This is a genomic window from Rhodopirellula halodulae (genome assembly GCF_020966775.1).
In the GTDB taxonomy this organism is placed as follows: Bacteria; Planctomycetota; Planctomycetia; order Pirellulales; family Pirellulaceae; genus Rhodopirellula; species Rhodopirellula halodulae.
Window position 1 is genome coordinate 534,038 of record NZ_JAJKFV010000011.1, and the last position, 16,219, is coordinate 550,256.

The 16,219-nt window shown below is 55.4% G+C and carries 14 protein-coding genes; 7 read left to right on the forward strand and 7 right to left on the reverse strand.

Annotation, left to right across the window (positions count from 1 at the left end; all coding sequences use genetic code 11):
• Window positions 1-49 precede the first annotated feature (49 nt).
• The 3 genes from LOC70_RS10595 to LOC70_RS10605 all read right to left on the reverse strand — a co-directional run bounded on the left by LOC70_RS10595 (window position 50) and on the right by LOC70_RS10605 (window position 3,578).
• A complete protein-coding gene (locus LOC70_RS10595) occupies window positions 50-802 on the reverse strand; it encodes a response regulator (protein ID WP_230253572.1) in 753 nt (250 codons plus the stop codon).
• A 261-nt stretch (window positions 803-1,063) separates the two neighbouring features.
• On the reverse strand, window positions 1,064-2,587 hold the full coding sequence (locus tag LOC70_RS10600; protein WP_230253573.1) for a mercuric reductase: 1,524 nt from the start codon (window positions 2,585-2,587) through the stop codon (window positions 1,064-1,066).
• A 79-nt stretch (window positions 2,588-2,666) separates the two neighbouring features.
• On the reverse strand, window positions 2,667-3,578 hold the full coding sequence (locus LOC70_RS10605; RefSeq protein ID WP_230253574.1) for a TVP38/TMEM64 family protein: 912 nt from the start codon (window positions 3,576-3,578) through the stop codon (window positions 2,667-2,669).
• A 244-nt stretch (window positions 3,579-3,822) separates the two neighbouring features.
• Here LOC70_RS10605 and LOC70_RS10610 point away from each other — a divergent pair, with 244 nt between their 5' ends.
• From LOC70_RS10610 to LOC70_RS10620, 3 genes are all read left to right on the forward strand, one after another.
• A complete protein-coding gene (locus tag LOC70_RS10610; RefSeq protein WP_230253575.1) occupies window positions 3,823-4,161 on the forward strand; it encodes an ArsR/SmtB family transcription factor in 339 nt (112 codons plus the stop codon).
• A 120-nt stretch (window positions 4,162-4,281) separates the two neighbouring features.
• Window positions 4,282-4,827: a rhodanese-like domain-containing protein gene (locus LOC70_RS10615; RefSeq protein WP_230253576.1), complete on the forward strand. Its 546-nt coding sequence runs from the start codon at window positions 4,282-4,284 to the stop codon at window positions 4,825-4,827.
• Between the two features lie 102 nt (window positions 4,828-4,929).
• Window positions 4,930-5,406, forward strand: coding sequence for a bacterioferritin (locus LOC70_RS10620; protein ID WP_230253577.1), 477 nt, complete (start codon window positions 4,930-4,932; stop codon window positions 5,404-5,406).
• 40 nt (window positions 5,407-5,446) lie between these two features.
• Here the strand turns inward: LOC70_RS10620 and LOC70_RS10625 are convergent, their stop codons facing one another.
• From LOC70_RS10625 to LOC70_RS10635, 3 genes are all read right to left on the reverse strand, one after another.
• Window positions 5,447-6,889: a hypothetical protein gene (locus tag LOC70_RS10625; protein WP_230253578.1), complete on the reverse strand. Its 1,443-nt coding sequence runs from the start codon at window positions 6,887-6,889 to the stop codon at window positions 5,447-5,449.
• A 78-nt stretch (window positions 6,890-6,967) separates the two neighbouring features.
• Window positions 6,968-8,155, reverse strand: coding sequence for a winged helix-turn-helix domain-containing protein (locus tag LOC70_RS10630; RefSeq protein WP_230253579.1), 1,188 nt, complete (start codon window positions 8,153-8,155; stop codon window positions 6,968-6,970).
• A 52-nt stretch (window positions 8,156-8,207) separates the two neighbouring features.
• Entirely contained in the window at window positions 8,208-8,384 is a 177-nt protein-coding gene (locus LOC70_RS10635) for a hypothetical protein (RefSeq protein ID WP_230253580.1), read from the reverse strand.
• 20 nt (window positions 8,385-8,404) lie between these two features.
• Here LOC70_RS10635 and LOC70_RS10640 point away from each other — a divergent pair, with 20 nt between their 5' ends.
• Both LOC70_RS10640 and LOC70_RS10645 read left to right on the forward strand, forming a co-directional pair.
• Window positions 8,405-9,367: a GNAT family N-acetyltransferase gene (locus LOC70_RS10640; RefSeq protein ID WP_230253581.1), complete on the forward strand. Its 963-nt coding sequence runs from the start codon at window positions 8,405-8,407 to the stop codon at window positions 9,365-9,367.
• A gap of 188 nt (window positions 9,368-9,555) precedes the next feature.
• A complete protein-coding gene (locus LOC70_RS10645) occupies window positions 9,556-11,154 on the forward strand; it encodes a mechanosensitive ion channel family protein (RefSeq protein WP_230253582.1) in 1,599 nt (532 codons plus the stop codon).
• 133 nt (window positions 11,155-11,287) lie between these two features.
• Here LOC70_RS10645 and LOC70_RS10650 read toward each other — a convergent pair whose 3' ends face one another.
• Complete coding sequence (locus tag LOC70_RS10650; protein ID WP_390889025.1) at window positions 11,288-12,550, reverse strand: GDSL-type esterase/lipase family protein; 1,263 nt, start codon at window positions 12,548-12,550, stop codon at window positions 11,288-11,290.
• A gap of 277 nt (window positions 12,551-12,827) precedes the next feature.
• Here LOC70_RS10650 and LOC70_RS10655 point away from each other — a divergent pair, with 277 nt between their 5' ends.
• Together LOC70_RS10655 and LOC70_RS10660 are read left to right on the forward strand one after the other, a co-directional pair.
• A complete protein-coding gene (locus LOC70_RS10655; protein ID WP_230253583.1) occupies window positions 12,828-13,430 on the forward strand; it encodes an RNA polymerase sigma factor in 603 nt (200 codons plus the stop codon).
• Window positions 13,427-16,180 carry a serine/threonine-protein kinase gene (locus LOC70_RS10660; RefSeq protein WP_230253584.1) on the forward strand — a complete coding sequence of 918 codons (2,754 nt, stop codon included), beginning with the start codon at window positions 13,427-13,429 and terminating at the stop codon, window positions 16,178-16,180. The genes LOC70_RS10655 and LOC70_RS10660 overlap by 4 nt, the downstream gene beginning before the upstream one ends.
• Window positions 16,181-16,219 lie beyond the last annotated feature (39 nt).

Genomic DNA, 16,219 nt, shown 5'->3' on the forward strand with positions numbered 1-16,219 from the left:
GAACGCATTTCATCGCGTCCGCTCAACCAAGCTCAATCAAAAAACCTCTTCAGCACGCCGACCCGAGATGACTTTCGATGTCAGACAAAAATTGTTGGGGCCGAATAGGCTTGGAGAACCACTGGTCGTAAGGGCTTTCACTTTCAGGCGGCGTTTCTTCTGGATCGCATCCGCTGATCACGAACAGCTTCAACTCTTGGAACCGAGGGTCACAACGAATCGCCTTGGCCGTATTGGTTCCGTTCATGCGAGGCATGTTCATATCCAGCAGCACGACATCCGGCGCATGATGCTGAGCCAAATAGTCCATCGCGTCTTCGCCATCTTCGGCCACGCTAACGTCAAAACCATTGACACGTAGATACTCTGCCAACAATTCACGCTCCTGCGCATTGTCTTCCACGACCAATGCGGTACGGCGACGCTTTTCCGGAGATGTTTCATTGCCGAAAGCCGGAGCGGCTCCCGTGAAAGCATCCAGTTCGGAAAGCTGAGAAAGAGCCGATTCAAGCGTCTTCTCCGCTTTCTCCAATTGCCCCGATTGAACTTGGTGCTGCAACACCGACAAAGTCAGCGAAGCCGTGTTCAGCTGGTTCCGGAAAGCATGACGAGTCACTCGACTCGCAACTTCCAATTTCTCGAGCGTTTCTTCCTCGACCAACTCACTTCGCAAAACGCGAACCGAGTCTGGTGCACTCACGCCGACCTGAACCTTCTTCCCACTGACTCGCAAGATTTCGATCTTGATCCCAAGATTGACGAACGAAAACTCTTGCTTCACTTTTCTCGATAAGACGAGCATGGGAGGTCTCCTTCCCAAGAAGTTAGGTGCCCCTTCATTCGAACTCCGCGTCCGAAAAGGGCGAGCGTCCAGCATCTTGCCGAACGTCAGTCGATGAAGACGTGAGGCAGTCCCTTCCTCACAACTCGCCCAATCAGTTGCGTTTATCCACCCATCCCCGGGGTGTTGTCAAGAAGATTCTTCAAAAAAGACCAAAACAGCGAAACTTGACGATTGACAGGCAAGCGATTTCGTCTCACCGAAATGCCACGCCGAGCAAGTCTATTGACCAACGTTCAGGCGTTGCAAATACCCCAACATGGTTTGATTGAAGGTTGTCAAACGCGTTCGATTGAACTGGTCGCCAAGCTTGCGAATGGCTTCTGCCTGCGTTGGATAGGGATGAATGCTACTGGCGATGGTGCCCAAACCGATGCCGTTGTTCATCGCCAAGGTGATCTCGGAAATCATGTCACCGGCGTTTCCGGCAACGATGGTTGCCCCCAGGATTTTGTCCGTTCCCTTCTCGGTCAGGACTTTGACAAACCCGTTCTCCTCGCCCTCCAGGATGGCGCGATCCACCTCATCAAATCGCTGGATGAACACGTCGACCTTCGTCCCATCTGCTTCGGCTTCATGCTCATGCAACCCGACGTGCGCCACTTCGGGAGTGGTGTAAGTCGCCCAAGGGACAATCAGATCGCTGACCTTTTTTTGCCCGAGTGGCCCCACGGCGAACAAGGCGTTTTGGATGACAATCCTCGCGTGGAAATCGGCCACATGAGTGAACTGATAGCGAGAACAAACGTCCCCCGCAGCAAAGATGTTCGGATTCGCCGTTCGGAGTTGATCATTGACTTGGATTCCGTTTCGATCGTAGCGAACACCGACCTCATCCAGACAAAGGTGCTCGACATTGGGAGCCCGCCCCGCAGCGACGAGAAGTTGGTCCAGCGGTTCGTCGACATGCGTTCCATCCGTATCCAATGAGATTCGAATTCCGTTGTCATTGCGAACGGTGAGCCCCTTCGCCGACGACAGCAGCCGAACTCCGTCGGCCAACATGGATTTCCGCACGATCTCCGCAGCGTCCCGATCTTCTTTTGACAAAATCCCTTTGCCGGATTCAATCAGCAGTACTTCCGCCCCCAATTGGGCGAACGCCTGAGCCATCTCGCACCCAATCGGCCCCGCCCCGATCACGCCGAGACGTTTGGGAAGCTCGGTCAATGAAAACAGCGATTCGTTCGTCAAATAATCAACCTGATCGAGGCCCGGAATGGACGGTGCCGCCGCGCGAGCTCCCGTCGCAATGACCGCACGTTTGAACGGGATTTGAGTCTCGCCCACCTTCAGAGTTTGATCGTCGACGAAGCTGGCTTGACCAAAATAAACATCGACTCCTAGCTCGCGAAAACGTTTGGCTGAATCGTTGCGGCTGATCTTCGCCCGCAACTCTCGCATGCGACGCATCACCCCCGCGAAATCGACGTTCACCTCACCCGTGAGTTCGATGTGAAATTGATTGGAATGTCGTAACTGCGAAGCAACGCGAGCGGCACTGATCAACGCCTTGGACGGAACACATCCGACGTTCAAACAATCACCGCCCATCAGGTCTCGTTCGATCAGCGCGACCCGGGCTCCCAAACCCGCCGCACCAGCCGCCGTCACCAACCCGGCCGTGCCCGCACCAATCACCACCAAATGGTACGGCTGGTTCGGAGTCGGGTTCTGCCAATCATCTGGGTGCACGTTGGACTGCAACTGCTGATTGAATTCGTCATGGGGCTGCAGTGTGTTCATCAGTCACTCATCGAATCATTTGGTTGTGCTGCCGAACCTCGACAACATACATTTCTTGAAATTCTGCTACACGTACTCGCTACCCCGGGGACTTCAACCACTGGTTGAGCTGATCTTCGATCGTGGATTGATTTTGCACGACCCACACCGTCAGCGGCACGATCACGGCGGCGACACCGAACAACCACCACAATGTCCCTCGCGACGAGGCTTGGTCACTCGAATTCGTGTGTCGCCGCGACTCCACTTGATCGACCACGTCTCCATCGCGCAGTTCACCCTGTGGTTCATTCTGCGTGCCCATGTCGCCAACAGTCTGCTCGCTCAGTTGCCGCCTCGCCAAACGCGTCACATAAACCGTCACCGCAATCGTTGCTAACAAACCCACCCCGAGCAAAACCCATTCCGCGGTGGTTCGGTCTCGGTCACCACCAACCGCGGCCCCCGTTACGTGGCCCAAATACACGTAGAGGAAAGTCCCCGGCATCATCGCAATCCAGCTCGTCAAAACATACGGGCCGAATCGAATGGGCGTTAACCCGTAGAGGTAGTTCTGCAAATTGAAGGGAAGCGCCGGAGATAGACGCAGCAAGCCGACAATCTTCCACCCGCCTTCACCGATCGCTCGATCGATCGCCGCGAATCGGGGATTGGATTTCGCAACTTGTGCAACCTTCTCCCGTGCCACATAGCGGGTGATCAAAAAGGCAAGGGCTGCCCCAACCGTGGATCCGATCGACACCACCACCATTCCAATTACCAACCCAAACAAAGCCCCGGCCGCCAACGTCAAAATGGTCCCGGGAACAAACAATACGGTTGCCACGATGTAGAGCAGCACCAGAACCAACGGGCCCCAAACACCCAAGGTCCGCACCCAATCATTCAGCGATTCCATGAGCTGGCCCAGCGGCAGCGAGCGAACCATCAAGAGACAGCAGATGGCGATCACGGCGATGCAGCCCCATCGGACCAAAGTGTCGCTCTTCATCAAGGCAGATTCTCTCGGGCCGACGAAACAGGAACGTTTGGGCGCCACATGAACGGTTGGAAAGGGAAGTCGCACACAAACGATAGAAAACAGAATAGCCGACGCCCAAACGCCAACGCGGTTGCCTGCTAACTCCCGGTGGAATGGACGCCCAACCGCGAATTCCGCCGATTGCCAGCAAAACAACTCATTGACACATCAAGACATTCCGATATATTGAACATAAGCAACCAAAGGAGACAACATGGCCTCAAAAACCCAAACGAAATCAGAACCAACGTCCAAACCGAGAGGAGGCGTGGATTGCTTCACCGAAGCCGCCGAATGCCTCAAAGTCTTGGCACACCCGGTGCGTCTGCGAGTGGTGCAGCTCTTGCTTCACGGGCGTTTCACCGTCGGTGAATTGGCGGAAGACTGTCAAATTGCTGACAATGCCATGTCCGATCACCTGCGGTTGCTGCAGCGATGCGGTTTCCTGAACAGTGAACGTGATGGCCGGCGAGTTTACTACCAAATCGCGGAACCTCACCTGCAGCAATTGATGGGGTGTGTGGAAAGCCGGTTTCTTCCCGCTGACGCCTGACCGGTCACCCGGACCCGCCAACAACGAATTTTCAGTGCGGTTCACGCCGCACTCTTATTTGCACAAACACATCAAACAATCACGACATTTCGATACGAAACACACGAAAGGGCATCCGATATGAAAACCATTGATGTCAAACAATGCGCCGAACAACTGCGTCAAAGCAACGCGGAATTGATTGACGTTCGAACGCCAGTCGAATTTCGCGAAGTGCATGCCGAAGGCGCCACCAACATTCCACTGGATCGTTTGGATCCGAAAGCCTTCGTCGATTCGCGAAATGGCAACTCGGGGCAACCGTTCTACGTCATCTGCCGCAGCGGAAACCGCTCGACTCAAGCTGCCCAGCGTTTCCTAGACGCGGGTATCAACGAGGTGGTCAACGTCGAAGGTGGAACCTCCGCTTGGGAATCGGCTGGGTTGCCAGTCCAACGTGGCAAGAAAGCCATTTCACTCGAGCGGCAAGTCCGCATCGCCGCCGGTTTGCTGGTCATCGTCGGGGTCTTGCTGGCGATGTTCATTCATCCTTGCTTCATGGGCCTGTCGGCCTTCGTCGGTGCCGGACTCGTTTTCGCGGGCGTCACGGACACCTGCGGAATGGGTATGTTGTTGGCCAAGATGCCATGGAACCAATGTTCCTCAACGGGATCTTGTTCCGTCTAAAAAATTTCGCGTCGTCTCCCGAACTTGCGTTCCACAGAGCCGATTTGCACCCTTTCTTGCCGCCTCACACTCAATCGATTCCCTTCTGTTTGGAGACCAACAATGAGTCACACCAAAACCATTGAAAACTTGCAACGTGCGTTGTCCATGGAACTGACGGCCACGCATCAATACCAACTCCACGCTTGCGTGTTGGATGATTGGGGAATGGGATTGCTCGCTTCGAAGATGCGAGAGGAATTGCATGAGGAACTGGGACACTCCGAGGAATTTCTCAACCGCATTCTCTTCTTGAAAGGCGAACCCAAACTGGACATGCAAAAGACGCCGGTCCAAGCGAAATCGCTGAAGGAGATGTTTCAATCTGACTTGGCCGACGAACAGGAAGCCATCGAGTTTTACACGACGGCTTCGATCCAAGCCGCTGAAGATCGTGACATTGGAACGCGACAACTCTTTGAACGCATCGCGGTGGACGAAGAAGGCCACGCCGGTTGGCTGGAATTGCAACTGGATCTGTTGGAACGCATGGGCGAACCCGCTTACATCGCCAAGCACATGCCTGCTGACGGTTCTTAAAACGGACAACTCGCATGGCATTTTCAAATGCCATGCGATGTCACTGCCGCCGTGCGGGACGTCGCAGATCCACCGTTTGCGGACGTTGGAGCACACCGTCCTGCACGTCCCGCAACGGCTGGGCCACCACGCCACCAAAGCGTGCTTCGGTGACGATGACCGGTCGACGGTTGACGAAGCAAATCACCGCCAAACAACTGTGTGGTTTTGGCTCGGGTTCATCGGCGTGGGCATAGTAGAGTCCGCCCGAAAAACTGACGTTCCCGAATGTCAGACGCCGCCCATCGCCATCTTCTGCCAGCCCCAAGCATTCCGAACAAAGGTACCACGGGTACCGAGGCACGCTTCGCTGAGATGCGCCGCACACCGGACAATGATGGTCCGGCCATTCACCGGTCGGCGTTTTCTTGTCCTCGATCGGCTGCTCATCAACCGTGAAATTCTGCACTAACGAACGGACGGACGAATCCGAAGATCGAAAGCTGACAATCTGCACATCCAGATCAGCGGATCGGTACTGCCGGCAAGCCCGTTCAATGGCGTCCAAGATCCACTGGCGGTCATTCCCAAACGCGCCACCACCCAGCAGCGTTAGGAACACGTCTCGATTGCCGGTCTGCGACGCGTTCAAGATCCCCACCGCCAATGTGGCCTCGTACGCCGCCTCCAAAATCAACCGTGCAAACCGTTCCCACTTGGCGGTTGGCAATCGCCTGTACGCGACCGGAAGTGCGGAACAATAGACTTGCGTGACCAAGTGCGTTCGTTGCTGAAGAGTCACCTGGGTGCTCCACTGCACACCGATCGCCAGCTTCGACCGCAGCTCGTCACGCTGCGCGGTCGACATCGCCGCAATCATTCGATCGACTTCGTCTAAACCATGTTGACTGGGCAAAGCATAACCGTTTCGCATTTCCCACAATCGCCCATCGCCATTCCCCAGCAACTGTCCGATCGATTGCAAACAGTCGATTTGACGGTTCCCGGATTGGCCTCGCTTACCGTCCAATTCGACAAAATAATTGCGGACGATGGTCCCGGCACCGCAAGCGATGGCACACGCCGGCCCTTGTGTTCGATCACGTTCGTAGATGCCGACCCCGCGGTCCGGCGTGACCTCCGGTGACACCATTTCTAATAAATTGAATTGAGACGCCACCTGGAATGTCGCTCCCGCATTTGCTGACTCCACATGCAACTCACGGGCATCCCCGACTCGCTCGCGAAGACGAATTGGGGACGTGCCACCACCGAGAGCAGCGACACGTTTCCTTAGATCCTTCAGTGAAACAACTTCTAACTTTCCCGCTTGGTAACAACGACCATTTCCTTGCGAGTAAAGCATGTTGCCTTGGAAGGTCAACGACTCGCGAACCTGATCCGGTGACCGTTCGCGAAATCCGGTCAACCGTTCGAACCAGTCTTGTCGGTCCAAGGATCGATCGCTCGCCAATTCGTCGCATTGCATAGGGTCTTGTGACAACGTTCTATCTTCTTGCTATGTCAATCAGTTCAAGGCGATCTGGATACGGGAAATCCATTCGCCCCGATCGCCGCAAGTTCATGTGAGCTCACGTGGCAGATATCGTGACAGATTCCCTCGTCGTCCGACGCGAATTTCGTTCAGCCCGAGAAAACTTGCAAGCTCTCGCAAAGCGATCGCGAGCGAATCGGCGACCTCGCCAGGGTGCTCGTCTGGTTCGTGAAAGCAAGCTTTGGCGAGCAACGTCCCCGACGCTCGATCCGCTTTGACATCCACGCGGCCCGCCAACCGGTCATTCAACAAGTAAGGCAAAACGTAGTAGCCATACTTTCGTTTCGATTCCGGCGTATAGATCTCGATCTTGTAGTCAAAGCCGAATAACCGTTTGGCTCGCGGACGAAACCACACCACGGGATCAAACGGAGTCAGCAACGTGTTGACTGAAATGGATTTCGGACAACTTGTTCCTGGGATCCAGTACGCATCTTCCTCCCATCCGTCGACCGTCACCAATTGCAAACGCTGCTCGTCCACCAGTTCTTTTAGCAGTGGCCGAGCCTCGGGCATCCGAATCCGAAAGTAGTCCGCTAGATCGGTCGCGGTCCCAATCCCATGAGCCTTGGCCCCGATGAGCAACAGTTGCTTCTGCGCGTCCCGTCGTGCCATCGGTTCAATTGAACGGACCGGTTCCGGGATCAGCCGTTCCGGAACATCGTAGTGCGAAACAAAACTGCGATCGCGATGGCAGATGTTGATTCGCCCGGTCGTGTACAACCATTCCAACGTCCGTTTCCCAATGGATCCTCCCCACCAAGTCCCGGTTTTCTGTCCGGGGTTCGAAAGATCGCGAACCGAGATGGCTCCGACTTGTCGTACTTCCTCGAGTACCTGCTGGACGTACTCCGGGTGCTCTTCCTCGATCTTGGCTCGCCCCCAACGATTCTCTTCGAAGCGATGAGCCAACAGTGGCCGCGTGGACACGGGAGTGATCGAAGCTTCATGTCCCACGTATTCCAGATTTTCACCGCTCCGCCACAACCACGTGTCCAGTTTTTCACGATCGTAATTTCCCAATCGCGAAAACATCGGCAGGAAGTGCGACCGACAAACCACGTTGACGGAGTCCAATTGCAAAACTTGCATCCGATCCAAGGCTCGCCGAAAGTGGCGGGCGGTCACCGGCCCCGTGGGGCGTTTGTCTCGAAAGCCTTGAGACGCCAGCGCAATGCGGCGTGTCTGTTCGATCGAGAATTGTCGGGTTTTCATACGACGCAACGTCCCGCGGGCGGGCTCTCCAGTCACGGGCGAGTCAGGTGAGTCACCCGTTATCGAACATGCAATGGGCTGAGTCCATCCGACGCATGGGATCGGCGAACCAGAAGAGCACCGACCACTTGCGAAGCTGTGATACGCTGGAGGAATTCATCGCTAAGAAGTGCATCAATGGGTTTTGCTGCCAACAGGTTTTCGTTGCCAACACCTTTCGACGTGACATTTGTTTGATCCCCGATTCACATGAACGATTCCCATAAAAACGCCCTTGGTCGAGCCACCGAACAAGCGATGGGCATGAGCCAGGCCACTTGGGAGCGTCACGCGAACCCGTGGAGCGGCTGGACTCGTGTTGCCATCTTTCCATTGTTAACGCTTGCGATCTGGAGCCGCGTCTGGATTGGATGGTGGTCCGTGACCTGCGTCGCAATCGTCGCGATATGGATCTGGCTCAATCCGCGAGTGTTCCCACCGCCTCAATCGGTCGACAACTGGATGTCACGGGGCGTGCTGGGGGAGCAAATTTGGTTGCGCCAGCGGGACGCACTGGCGAGCCACCACCGACACGTCATTCGATCCACCATCACGATCGCATCCGTCGGCGCATTGGTTTGGTTGATCGGTGTGACCACGCTGAATCTAACCGCGACGCTCACTGGCATGGTGGCATCGATGCTGGGCAAACTCTGGTTCATTGACCGAATGGTTTGGCTGCAACGCGAAGCGGAAGCTTCCGAACCGAGTTCAAACAGATTGCCACTTCCTTTCCACAACACAGCAACATCGCACGTGAACCTTTCATCCACCGTCGCCTATCAAACAGAACCTGATTTAAGTGTTGATGAATTCATTCAGGTGCTGCAACGATCCACGCTTTCCGAACGTCGGCCAGCCGATCGCTCACGTTTGGAAACGATGTTGCGCCGTGCGGATTTGATCGTCACCGCTCGGACCGAGTTGGGAAAAATCATCGGAATTTCACGTGCGATTTCTGACTTCAGCTACTGCACCTATTTGTCCGATCTCGCCGTCGACCAGGACTACCAGAAACGTGGCATCGGCCAGCAACTCATCCGCCGGACACATGTTCACGCGGGACTGCAGACCACGTTGATTTTGCTTTCGGCACCGTCGGCTCAAACGTATTACCCTCACATCGGCATGCATCCACATGATTCCTGTTGGGTCATTCGCTCGGACCAATGACACGAATCTGAATCCGTTAAAGACGCTGCGAAGGACACAGAATGGGATCACGGAGCCTGAGCCCCATGCAATCTTGGCCGGCATCCTTTCGGCCTTCATGGCATGAGTCATCAGCGGTAGGGTATTGGGAAAACGAAATCGCCCGACCGAACCCATTCGCCTCGAGGAGTCACCGCATCATGTTTTGCATGCCACGACATCCAGCCATTTCCCTCAGCATGCTTCGCGTGCTGTGCTCCACTTGGATCGCAGCCATTTGTCTGGTTGGTTCAACGTGCTTGGCGCAAGATTCCGATTCGAAAGAGGCCTCCGCCGAAACGCCCAAGCCGGCTCCGCTGACGACGGCCGATCCACAGGTGCCGCTGGACAATTTGAAGGTGATGGTCAAACCGCTGACTCAAGATGAGCTTGCGATCGAGGCCGACGCTTGGTTTGAATTGCTTAAGAGCAAAGCTCGCCAGATTGCGGTCGTCAAACTGAGTGTCAAGAAGACCAGCGAAGCACTCGATGCCGACGATCAACAAACAGCATCGAAATCACTGGAAGAAGCCGAAAAGGTTCGGCATCTGGCAGACGACGCGGCGGAACGCACGAAGCAATCTGTCACGCAAGCCGCCAAAGAGAACCTGGGTATCACAGAAGACGATGCCAATGGCACAGACGCGACCAATGAGGATGCCAACGAAGAAGACGCGGAAACCATCGACCAGGACAGCTCCACCGAATCAGCCGATGACGGTGTCACGCCGACGGCAAATGCCGCCGCGGAAATGAAAACGGAATTGCTGGAGGACATCACGGTCCTGCAAGACGAACGCACCTCGTTGAGCGACCGGCTTTCTGTTGTGCTGGATTCCTGGGAGGCCAAGGGCGGGGAGGTGGAAAGCTATCGCCAGTACATCGTGGCGGTCTCCGGAGTCGAATTCGACACGACGGATGCGGAAGCGGCTTGGTCGACGGTGGTCGGATGGTTCATTTCCAAAGAGGGCGGCCAACGTTGGGCGTGGAACATCCTGAAGTTCGTTCTAATCTTGTTGATTGCCTATGTGCTTTCAAAGATTTTGGCCGGCATGGTGAATTGGTTGCTGGAAAGAAAGATCCATCTCTCGCAACTGGCGGAGCGATTGATCGCGAACACGATCCGCAATGTGTTGCTCGCAGTTGGATTCGCCGTGGCTCTGACGGCGTTGGAAGTGGACATCGCGCCGATCCTGGCCGCGATCGGGGCGACCGGCTTGGTTGTCGGCTTGGCATTGCAAGACACCCTGAGCAACTTTGCCAGCGGATTGATGATCTTGGTCAATCGTCCGTTTGACGTCGGCGATGTGGTCAACGCGGGAGGCGTGACCGGGAAAGTGCATCAAATGAATCTGGTGTCCACCACCTTTCATACCTTCGACAACCAAACGATCTACGTTCCCAACAACGAGATCTGGAACAACGTGATCACCAACATCACCGCCAACGACAAACGTCGTGTCGACATGGAGTTTGGGATTGGATACAGCGATGATTTCGAAGAAGCCGAACAAATCATCACTGATGTTGTGAAGGCTCACGAACTGGTGCTCAGCGATCCCGAACCCGTCGTCGTCACCCACGCGCTGGCCGACTCTTCGGTCAACATTGTCTGTCGCCCCTGGGCCGCCACGACCGATTGGTGGCAGGTCAAAACGGAGGTGACACGCGAGGTCAAACGACGCTTTGACGCGGCCGGAATCTCCATCCCATTCCCACAGCAGGACGTTCACATCTACCAAACCAGTGCACCGAATGGGAACGAGTAGGCAGTGGATCTCTCATGCGTATGACACGCCGCCAAAGGCGGATTGGCCAACGCAGCTTTCACGAAGCGAATGGCGACATTATTGCGTTCGGGACCGAATCGGTCGGACAGATCGCTCGCATCGCGCGACCGCTTCACTCAAGGTTGCCAATCAACATCAGCGATGACGCGTACCAGGTATGCCCCTGGTACTTTTCGGGCTTTTGGTCGATGTCGGCTTGATTGCGTTCAAACAAGATTTCTCGTTTGTCCAATTCGGCTGGAGTGAGTTCGATTCGGACGGTATGTCGACCGGGCATCAAATCCGAACCGAGGTTCAATGTCGCCATGCGGTGATAGGTGCAGTAGCCATCGATTCGATTGCGTGTCTGCTGTTTGCCATCCAGTTCGATCCGAACTTGCCCACCATCCGGCCCCAGCAAATCAAACACGCCCGCGTTGATCCCGTTGAAAGTGAATTCAATCGCAGCGCCGGGTTCTTTGGCTTGATACAAGACCGACATATTGCGTTGGAAACGCTTGGCCAAACCGTCGTTCGAATCAAGCTTTTGCCATGCCCCGCTCAGCATCTCCGGCGTGATAGGAACCATCTTTGCTCCCTGCCAGTTGTCGTCCCGTAGCGGTTGCTTGAGTTCGTGAGCTTTTGCCGAACCGCTTGCCTTCGAAATCGCAGGCCACGATCGGACAATCGTCTCGGTGTAGACCCTATGCCCCGTTTCCACATGAGGATGCACTCCGTCCGTGGAGAACACCATTGGCGTTGCCTGGAAGTCCGCCGGCTTGGGTGCCTGGAACACCAACTCTCCGGCCGACTCCAACCGAGCCACTTCGACGCCAAAATGAATCGATGGGATTTGGTAGTGGTCGGCCAACACTTCCATCGCACTGGCGGCTCGCGGCATCTTTCCCGCTTGCAGATCACCCAGCATTTGTTTGGTCAACGTGTAAAGAAAGCAGATGTCGATGTTCGGATCCGCCGCCCAAGTCTGCCGAACGATTCCCTCCATCGATTGGTGAATGCGTTCGGGTGCAACACCCCCATCGTTGACCGCGAATTCCACGAACAACAAATCAGGTTGGTGACGCAGAGCATCTTGCTGCAGACGAAAAACGCCCAGCCCCGAACCGGTCCCTCCAATCGCCGCATGAATTTCTTCGATCGTTGCGTTGGGGTATCGCTCCGCCAACCAGTCTCGCGATTGGACTCTCCACCCAGGTGCCGCGGTGATGCTTCCGCCCAGATAAGCGACTCGTACCGTTTCCCCCGCTTCGGCTTTCGCGATGAAGTTGGGCAGTCCCTGCCGAGGATGACACTCAACCGCTTCACGAAGCGAATCCTCCGCACCCGCCGGGCTCAACGAGCCCACCACGAGCGAGAATACGATTGGCGCGAGCAACGAGGGCGTTGCTGATGAGGACGCTACTGATGGAGACGACTCTGACATGAAGAAACGCATGGTGGGAAGATTTGGGTGGGAGACAACGCAACCTCGAATGGGTCGCTGGCGGGGACCGTCACGGACGCGACGGCTGAGCCCAAGCATAGACCGAAGACTCGACGAGTTTCCAGCAAATCACCGTTCCAACGACGACATGACGGTAGAATCGTTTTCTTTTCGAAAATCTGTGTGACAAACCTGCGGCGGCCGTGTTTGGCTGGCAGGAGAAAATGTTTTGCTTGGACCAGAAACACGAACGTCGCTGATCGGCAACCTCGAGAACCCAGCTTCGGAAGAAGTATGGACCGAGTTTGTCGCCATTTACCGACCGCTCGTGATTCGCGTGGCCCAAGCCAAAGGGTTGCAACACGCCGACGCGGAAGATCTCTCTCAAGAGGTCTTTGCCGTCGTTCGCCGTTCCATTGCTTCCTTTCATTCGCGCGGTGATGGATCGTTTCGAGCTTGGTTGTTTCGGATCACTCGCAATTTGGTCATCAACCATCTGACTCGGTCCCAAGGGCCGATCGGGTCGGGTGACAGCCAAGTTCATCGGTGGTTGCAACAACAGCCGGATCCAACCCAAGAGACGGCAACGCTGTTTGATTTCGAACTGCGTCGTCAACAACTTCACTGGGCCGCGGATCGGGTGCAACCCAAAGTGGAACCGGACACATGGCAAGCGTTCTGGATGACCGCTGTGGAAGGGCACTCTTTCTCCGAGGTCGCTCGGTCCCTCGACAAATCGGTGGGAGCCGTGCGGATGGCAAAGTGTCGTGTGATGGCACGATTGCAAAAAGAAGTCCAGCAACTTTCCAGCCAATGGGAATCCAACCAATGATCGCACGACCTCCGATAAAACAGACACACCTTTCCGAAGACACGCTGCATGCCTTTCTTCATGACGAACTGAAAGACGACACCCGCGAGGTCACGCAGCACATCGAAACGTGCGAACAGTGCCAACGACAAGTGGAACAATTGGCCACGAGCGGTTGGAATGACGACGATCTCGGGCAGCTTCTTCGCGACCGCGGATCGGCGAATCGACTCGCCCAAGAAAACCCAACCTTGCCACCATCCGGTCGCAACGATGTTGATACGGACGACTTTCTCACGAACGCAAATCTGAAACACTCAGCGGGTGCTCGGCCTCTGAGCTTTCTGGATGAGCCCACCGACGGTGACTCGATCGGTCGTTTCGCACGCTATGAAATCAAAGAGATCCTCGGCCGTGGCGGCATGGGTATTGTCATGCGTGCCTTGGACACTTCCCTGGGGCGTCAATGTGCCGTGAAAGTCTTGTCTCCTGAACTCGCCACTTCCGCCGCAGCTCGCAAACGTTTTTCGCGAGAGGCGCGTAGTGCGGCCGCCGTGGTGCATCCGCATGTGGTGCCCATTCAAACCGTCGACGAACACAACGGTTTGCCCTACTTGGTCATGCCGGTCGTGGAAGGACAAAGCCTGCAACAACGAGTCGAACAAGGCGGCCCGTTGTCGCCGTTGGAAGCCGTCCGCATCGCAACTCAAATCGCCGAGGGTTTGACTGCGGCCCACGAACAAGGGCTCATCCATCGCGACATCAAACCCGCCAACATCCTACTGGAGAACGGAGTCGAACGTGTTCAAATCACCGACTTTGGTTTGGCTCGCGCAGTTGACGACGCCAGCATGACTCGCAGCGGAGTGATCGCGGGAACGCCACAGTACATGTCACCGGAACAGGCTCATGGTGACGCGATGGATCATCGAAGCGACCTGTTTTCTTTGGGCAGTGTCATCTACTTCATGCTGACCGGCCGCAGTCCCTTCCGAGCCGAAACCACCATGGGCGTGCTTAACCGCATCGGTAACGACGCCCCACGTTCGCTTCGTGAAATCAATGCGGAGGTTCCGGATTGGCTGGAATCATTGGTAATGCGTTTGCTCAGCAAAGATCCATCGCATCGCTACCAACGATCCGCAGACGTCGCGGAGGTTCTCAAAGGTTGGCAAGCGTATTTGCTGGATCCCACTCGCTCGCCACCCGAACCCATAAAACCCATTGCAACCAGTCCGACCAATCCCAAAGGTGGCAGAAGCTTTATCGGAACTCGTTTCCCCTGGATCTTGGCAGCCGGGATGTTCGGGTTCTTCGCATGGGCCGCGATTGTGTTGGTGTTGCAGTCGGACAATGGCACGCTCCGCATCGAAAGTCACGCGGAGCAAGATCTGCCCATCCAAGTTCGTCGTGGGGACGAAGTGGTTCAAGAGATGACCGTCACGGACGATGGACAATCGATCCAAGTCCGCTCGGGTGAATACACCGTCGAAATCGCAGGGCAATACGATGGGATCCAGATCGACAACCAACAAGTCAAGATTGAACGTGGTGATACACACGTCATCACCATTACTCAGCAGACCAACGATCCCAATGCCCCCAATCCGTTGAGCCAAAATGCTCACCGACAAAACAAACCCGTTTCCGAGCCACCCAAAATCTCGCCTTTCACAAGAATGGTGTTTGAAGGCGGACGCGTTGTCGTTGTCTCGGACGACGAGACCTTTGAAGTCTTAGAAATTGAACGTTTTCCGATTGACGAGCTGATCGAAAAGACGCAGCGGATCTATGGTCAGAAGTGGAAAAAGCGTCTCAGCGAAGATTTACCCGAAGTCCTGGGCAATTTGGATGTCGAACCGAAGCAGACAGTGCGTCTGAAACTGAGGGCAATCGACACGGGAGACATTGAGATCACCGAAAAGATGATGACGGAAGCCAATCGCCGGCAGCTTTACATCGACAACGAACACAACCAACCTGAAGTCGCCAAACGACTCGAGATGTCACAACTCAAGCGTGAGCCCTCCACCGACAGCGATCTCGAAAAAACCAAAAGCATCTTGCCACTTCATTGGGGTGGCACGACCTATGGCTTCCGTGTGACGATCGACAACGATGTCAAACACGAAGGCGATGCAAGCGCTTCGTTGGAAGCTCTCAACAAGGAGCGAGGTATGGGATTTGGAACCTTGGTGCAAGCGATCCGCGCGGATCGCTATGCCGGCAAACGCCTGAAATACAGCGGTTTCCTCAAGACCAAAGACGTTCGTAATGCCGGACTTTGGATGCGAATTGACTCGGAAGAACGCGGAACAGTCGCCTTCGACAACATGGTGTCCCGCCGAATCCAAGGCACCCAAGATTGGCAACAGGTGGAGATCGTCTTGGATGTTCCCAAAGACGCCACCATCATCACGTTCGGCGCGATCATGTCCAACAAAGGCCGGCTTTGGGCAGATGACCTGTCGCTCGATGTGGTCGATGAATCAGTGCCCGCCACTCAGCCCGAAATGAAACCCGTGAAGCAGGAAATCCAATCTCCCATGGGAATGGCGGACCAGCCTCAAAACCTCGACTTCGAAGAAGGCCCCGGGCATACCGTCTTTCGCGGAAGAAACGTTCGAGTCTTCAATCAAGCGAGCAATCAGTTTCGGCTCAATCGTCTCCCGGGCAACTCGCGTATCCGAAAAATGCAAGACGCTGTTGAGACCTACATGTCAACGCTGCAACCACCAAGTCAGTCACAGCCAGATAATCCTCAGAAGTGAGGCTTTGCACAACGGTTGATCATTGTCGCCTTTCGCTTA

Coding starts and splice junctions, on each gene's coding strand:
- LOC70_RS10595 (WP_230253572.1), bottom strand. CDS start 802: ATGCTCGTCTTATCGAGAAAAGTGAAGCAAGAGTTTTCGTTCGTCAAT.
- LOC70_RS10600 (WP_230253573.1), bottom strand. CDS start 2,587: ATGAACACACTGCAGCCCCATGACGAATTCAATCAGCAGTTGCAGTCC.
- LOC70_RS10605 (WP_230253574.1), bottom strand. CDS start 3,578: ATGAAGAGCGACACTTTGGTCCGATGGGGCTGCATCGCCGTGATCGCC.
- LOC70_RS10610 (WP_230253575.1), top strand. CDS start 3,823: ATGGCCTCAAAAACCCAAACGAAATCAGAACCAACGTCCAAACCGAGA.
- LOC70_RS10615 (WP_230253576.1), top strand. CDS start 4,282: ATGAAAACCATTGATGTCAAACAATGCGCCGAACAACTGCGTCAAAGC.
- LOC70_RS10620 (WP_230253577.1), top strand. CDS start 4,930: ATGAGTCACACCAAAACCATTGAAAACTTGCAACGTGCGTTGTCCATG.
- LOC70_RS10630 (WP_230253579.1), bottom strand. CDS start 8,155: ATGAAAACCCGACAATTCTCGATCGAACAGACACGCCGCATTGCGCTG.
- LOC70_RS10635 (WP_230253580.1), bottom strand. CDS start 8,384: ATGTCACGTCGAAAGGTGTTGGCAACGAAAACCTGTTGGCAGCAAAAC.
- LOC70_RS10640 (WP_230253581.1), top strand. CDS start 8,405: ATGAACGATTCCCATAAAAACGCCCTTGGTCGAGCCACCGAACAAGCG.
- LOC70_RS10645 (WP_230253582.1), top strand. CDS start 9,556: ATGCCACGACATCCAGCCATTTCCCTCAGCATGCTTCGCGTGCTGTGC.
- LOC70_RS10660 (WP_230253584.1), top strand. CDS start 13,427: ATGATCGCACGACCTCCGATAAAACAGACACACCTTTCCGAAGACACG.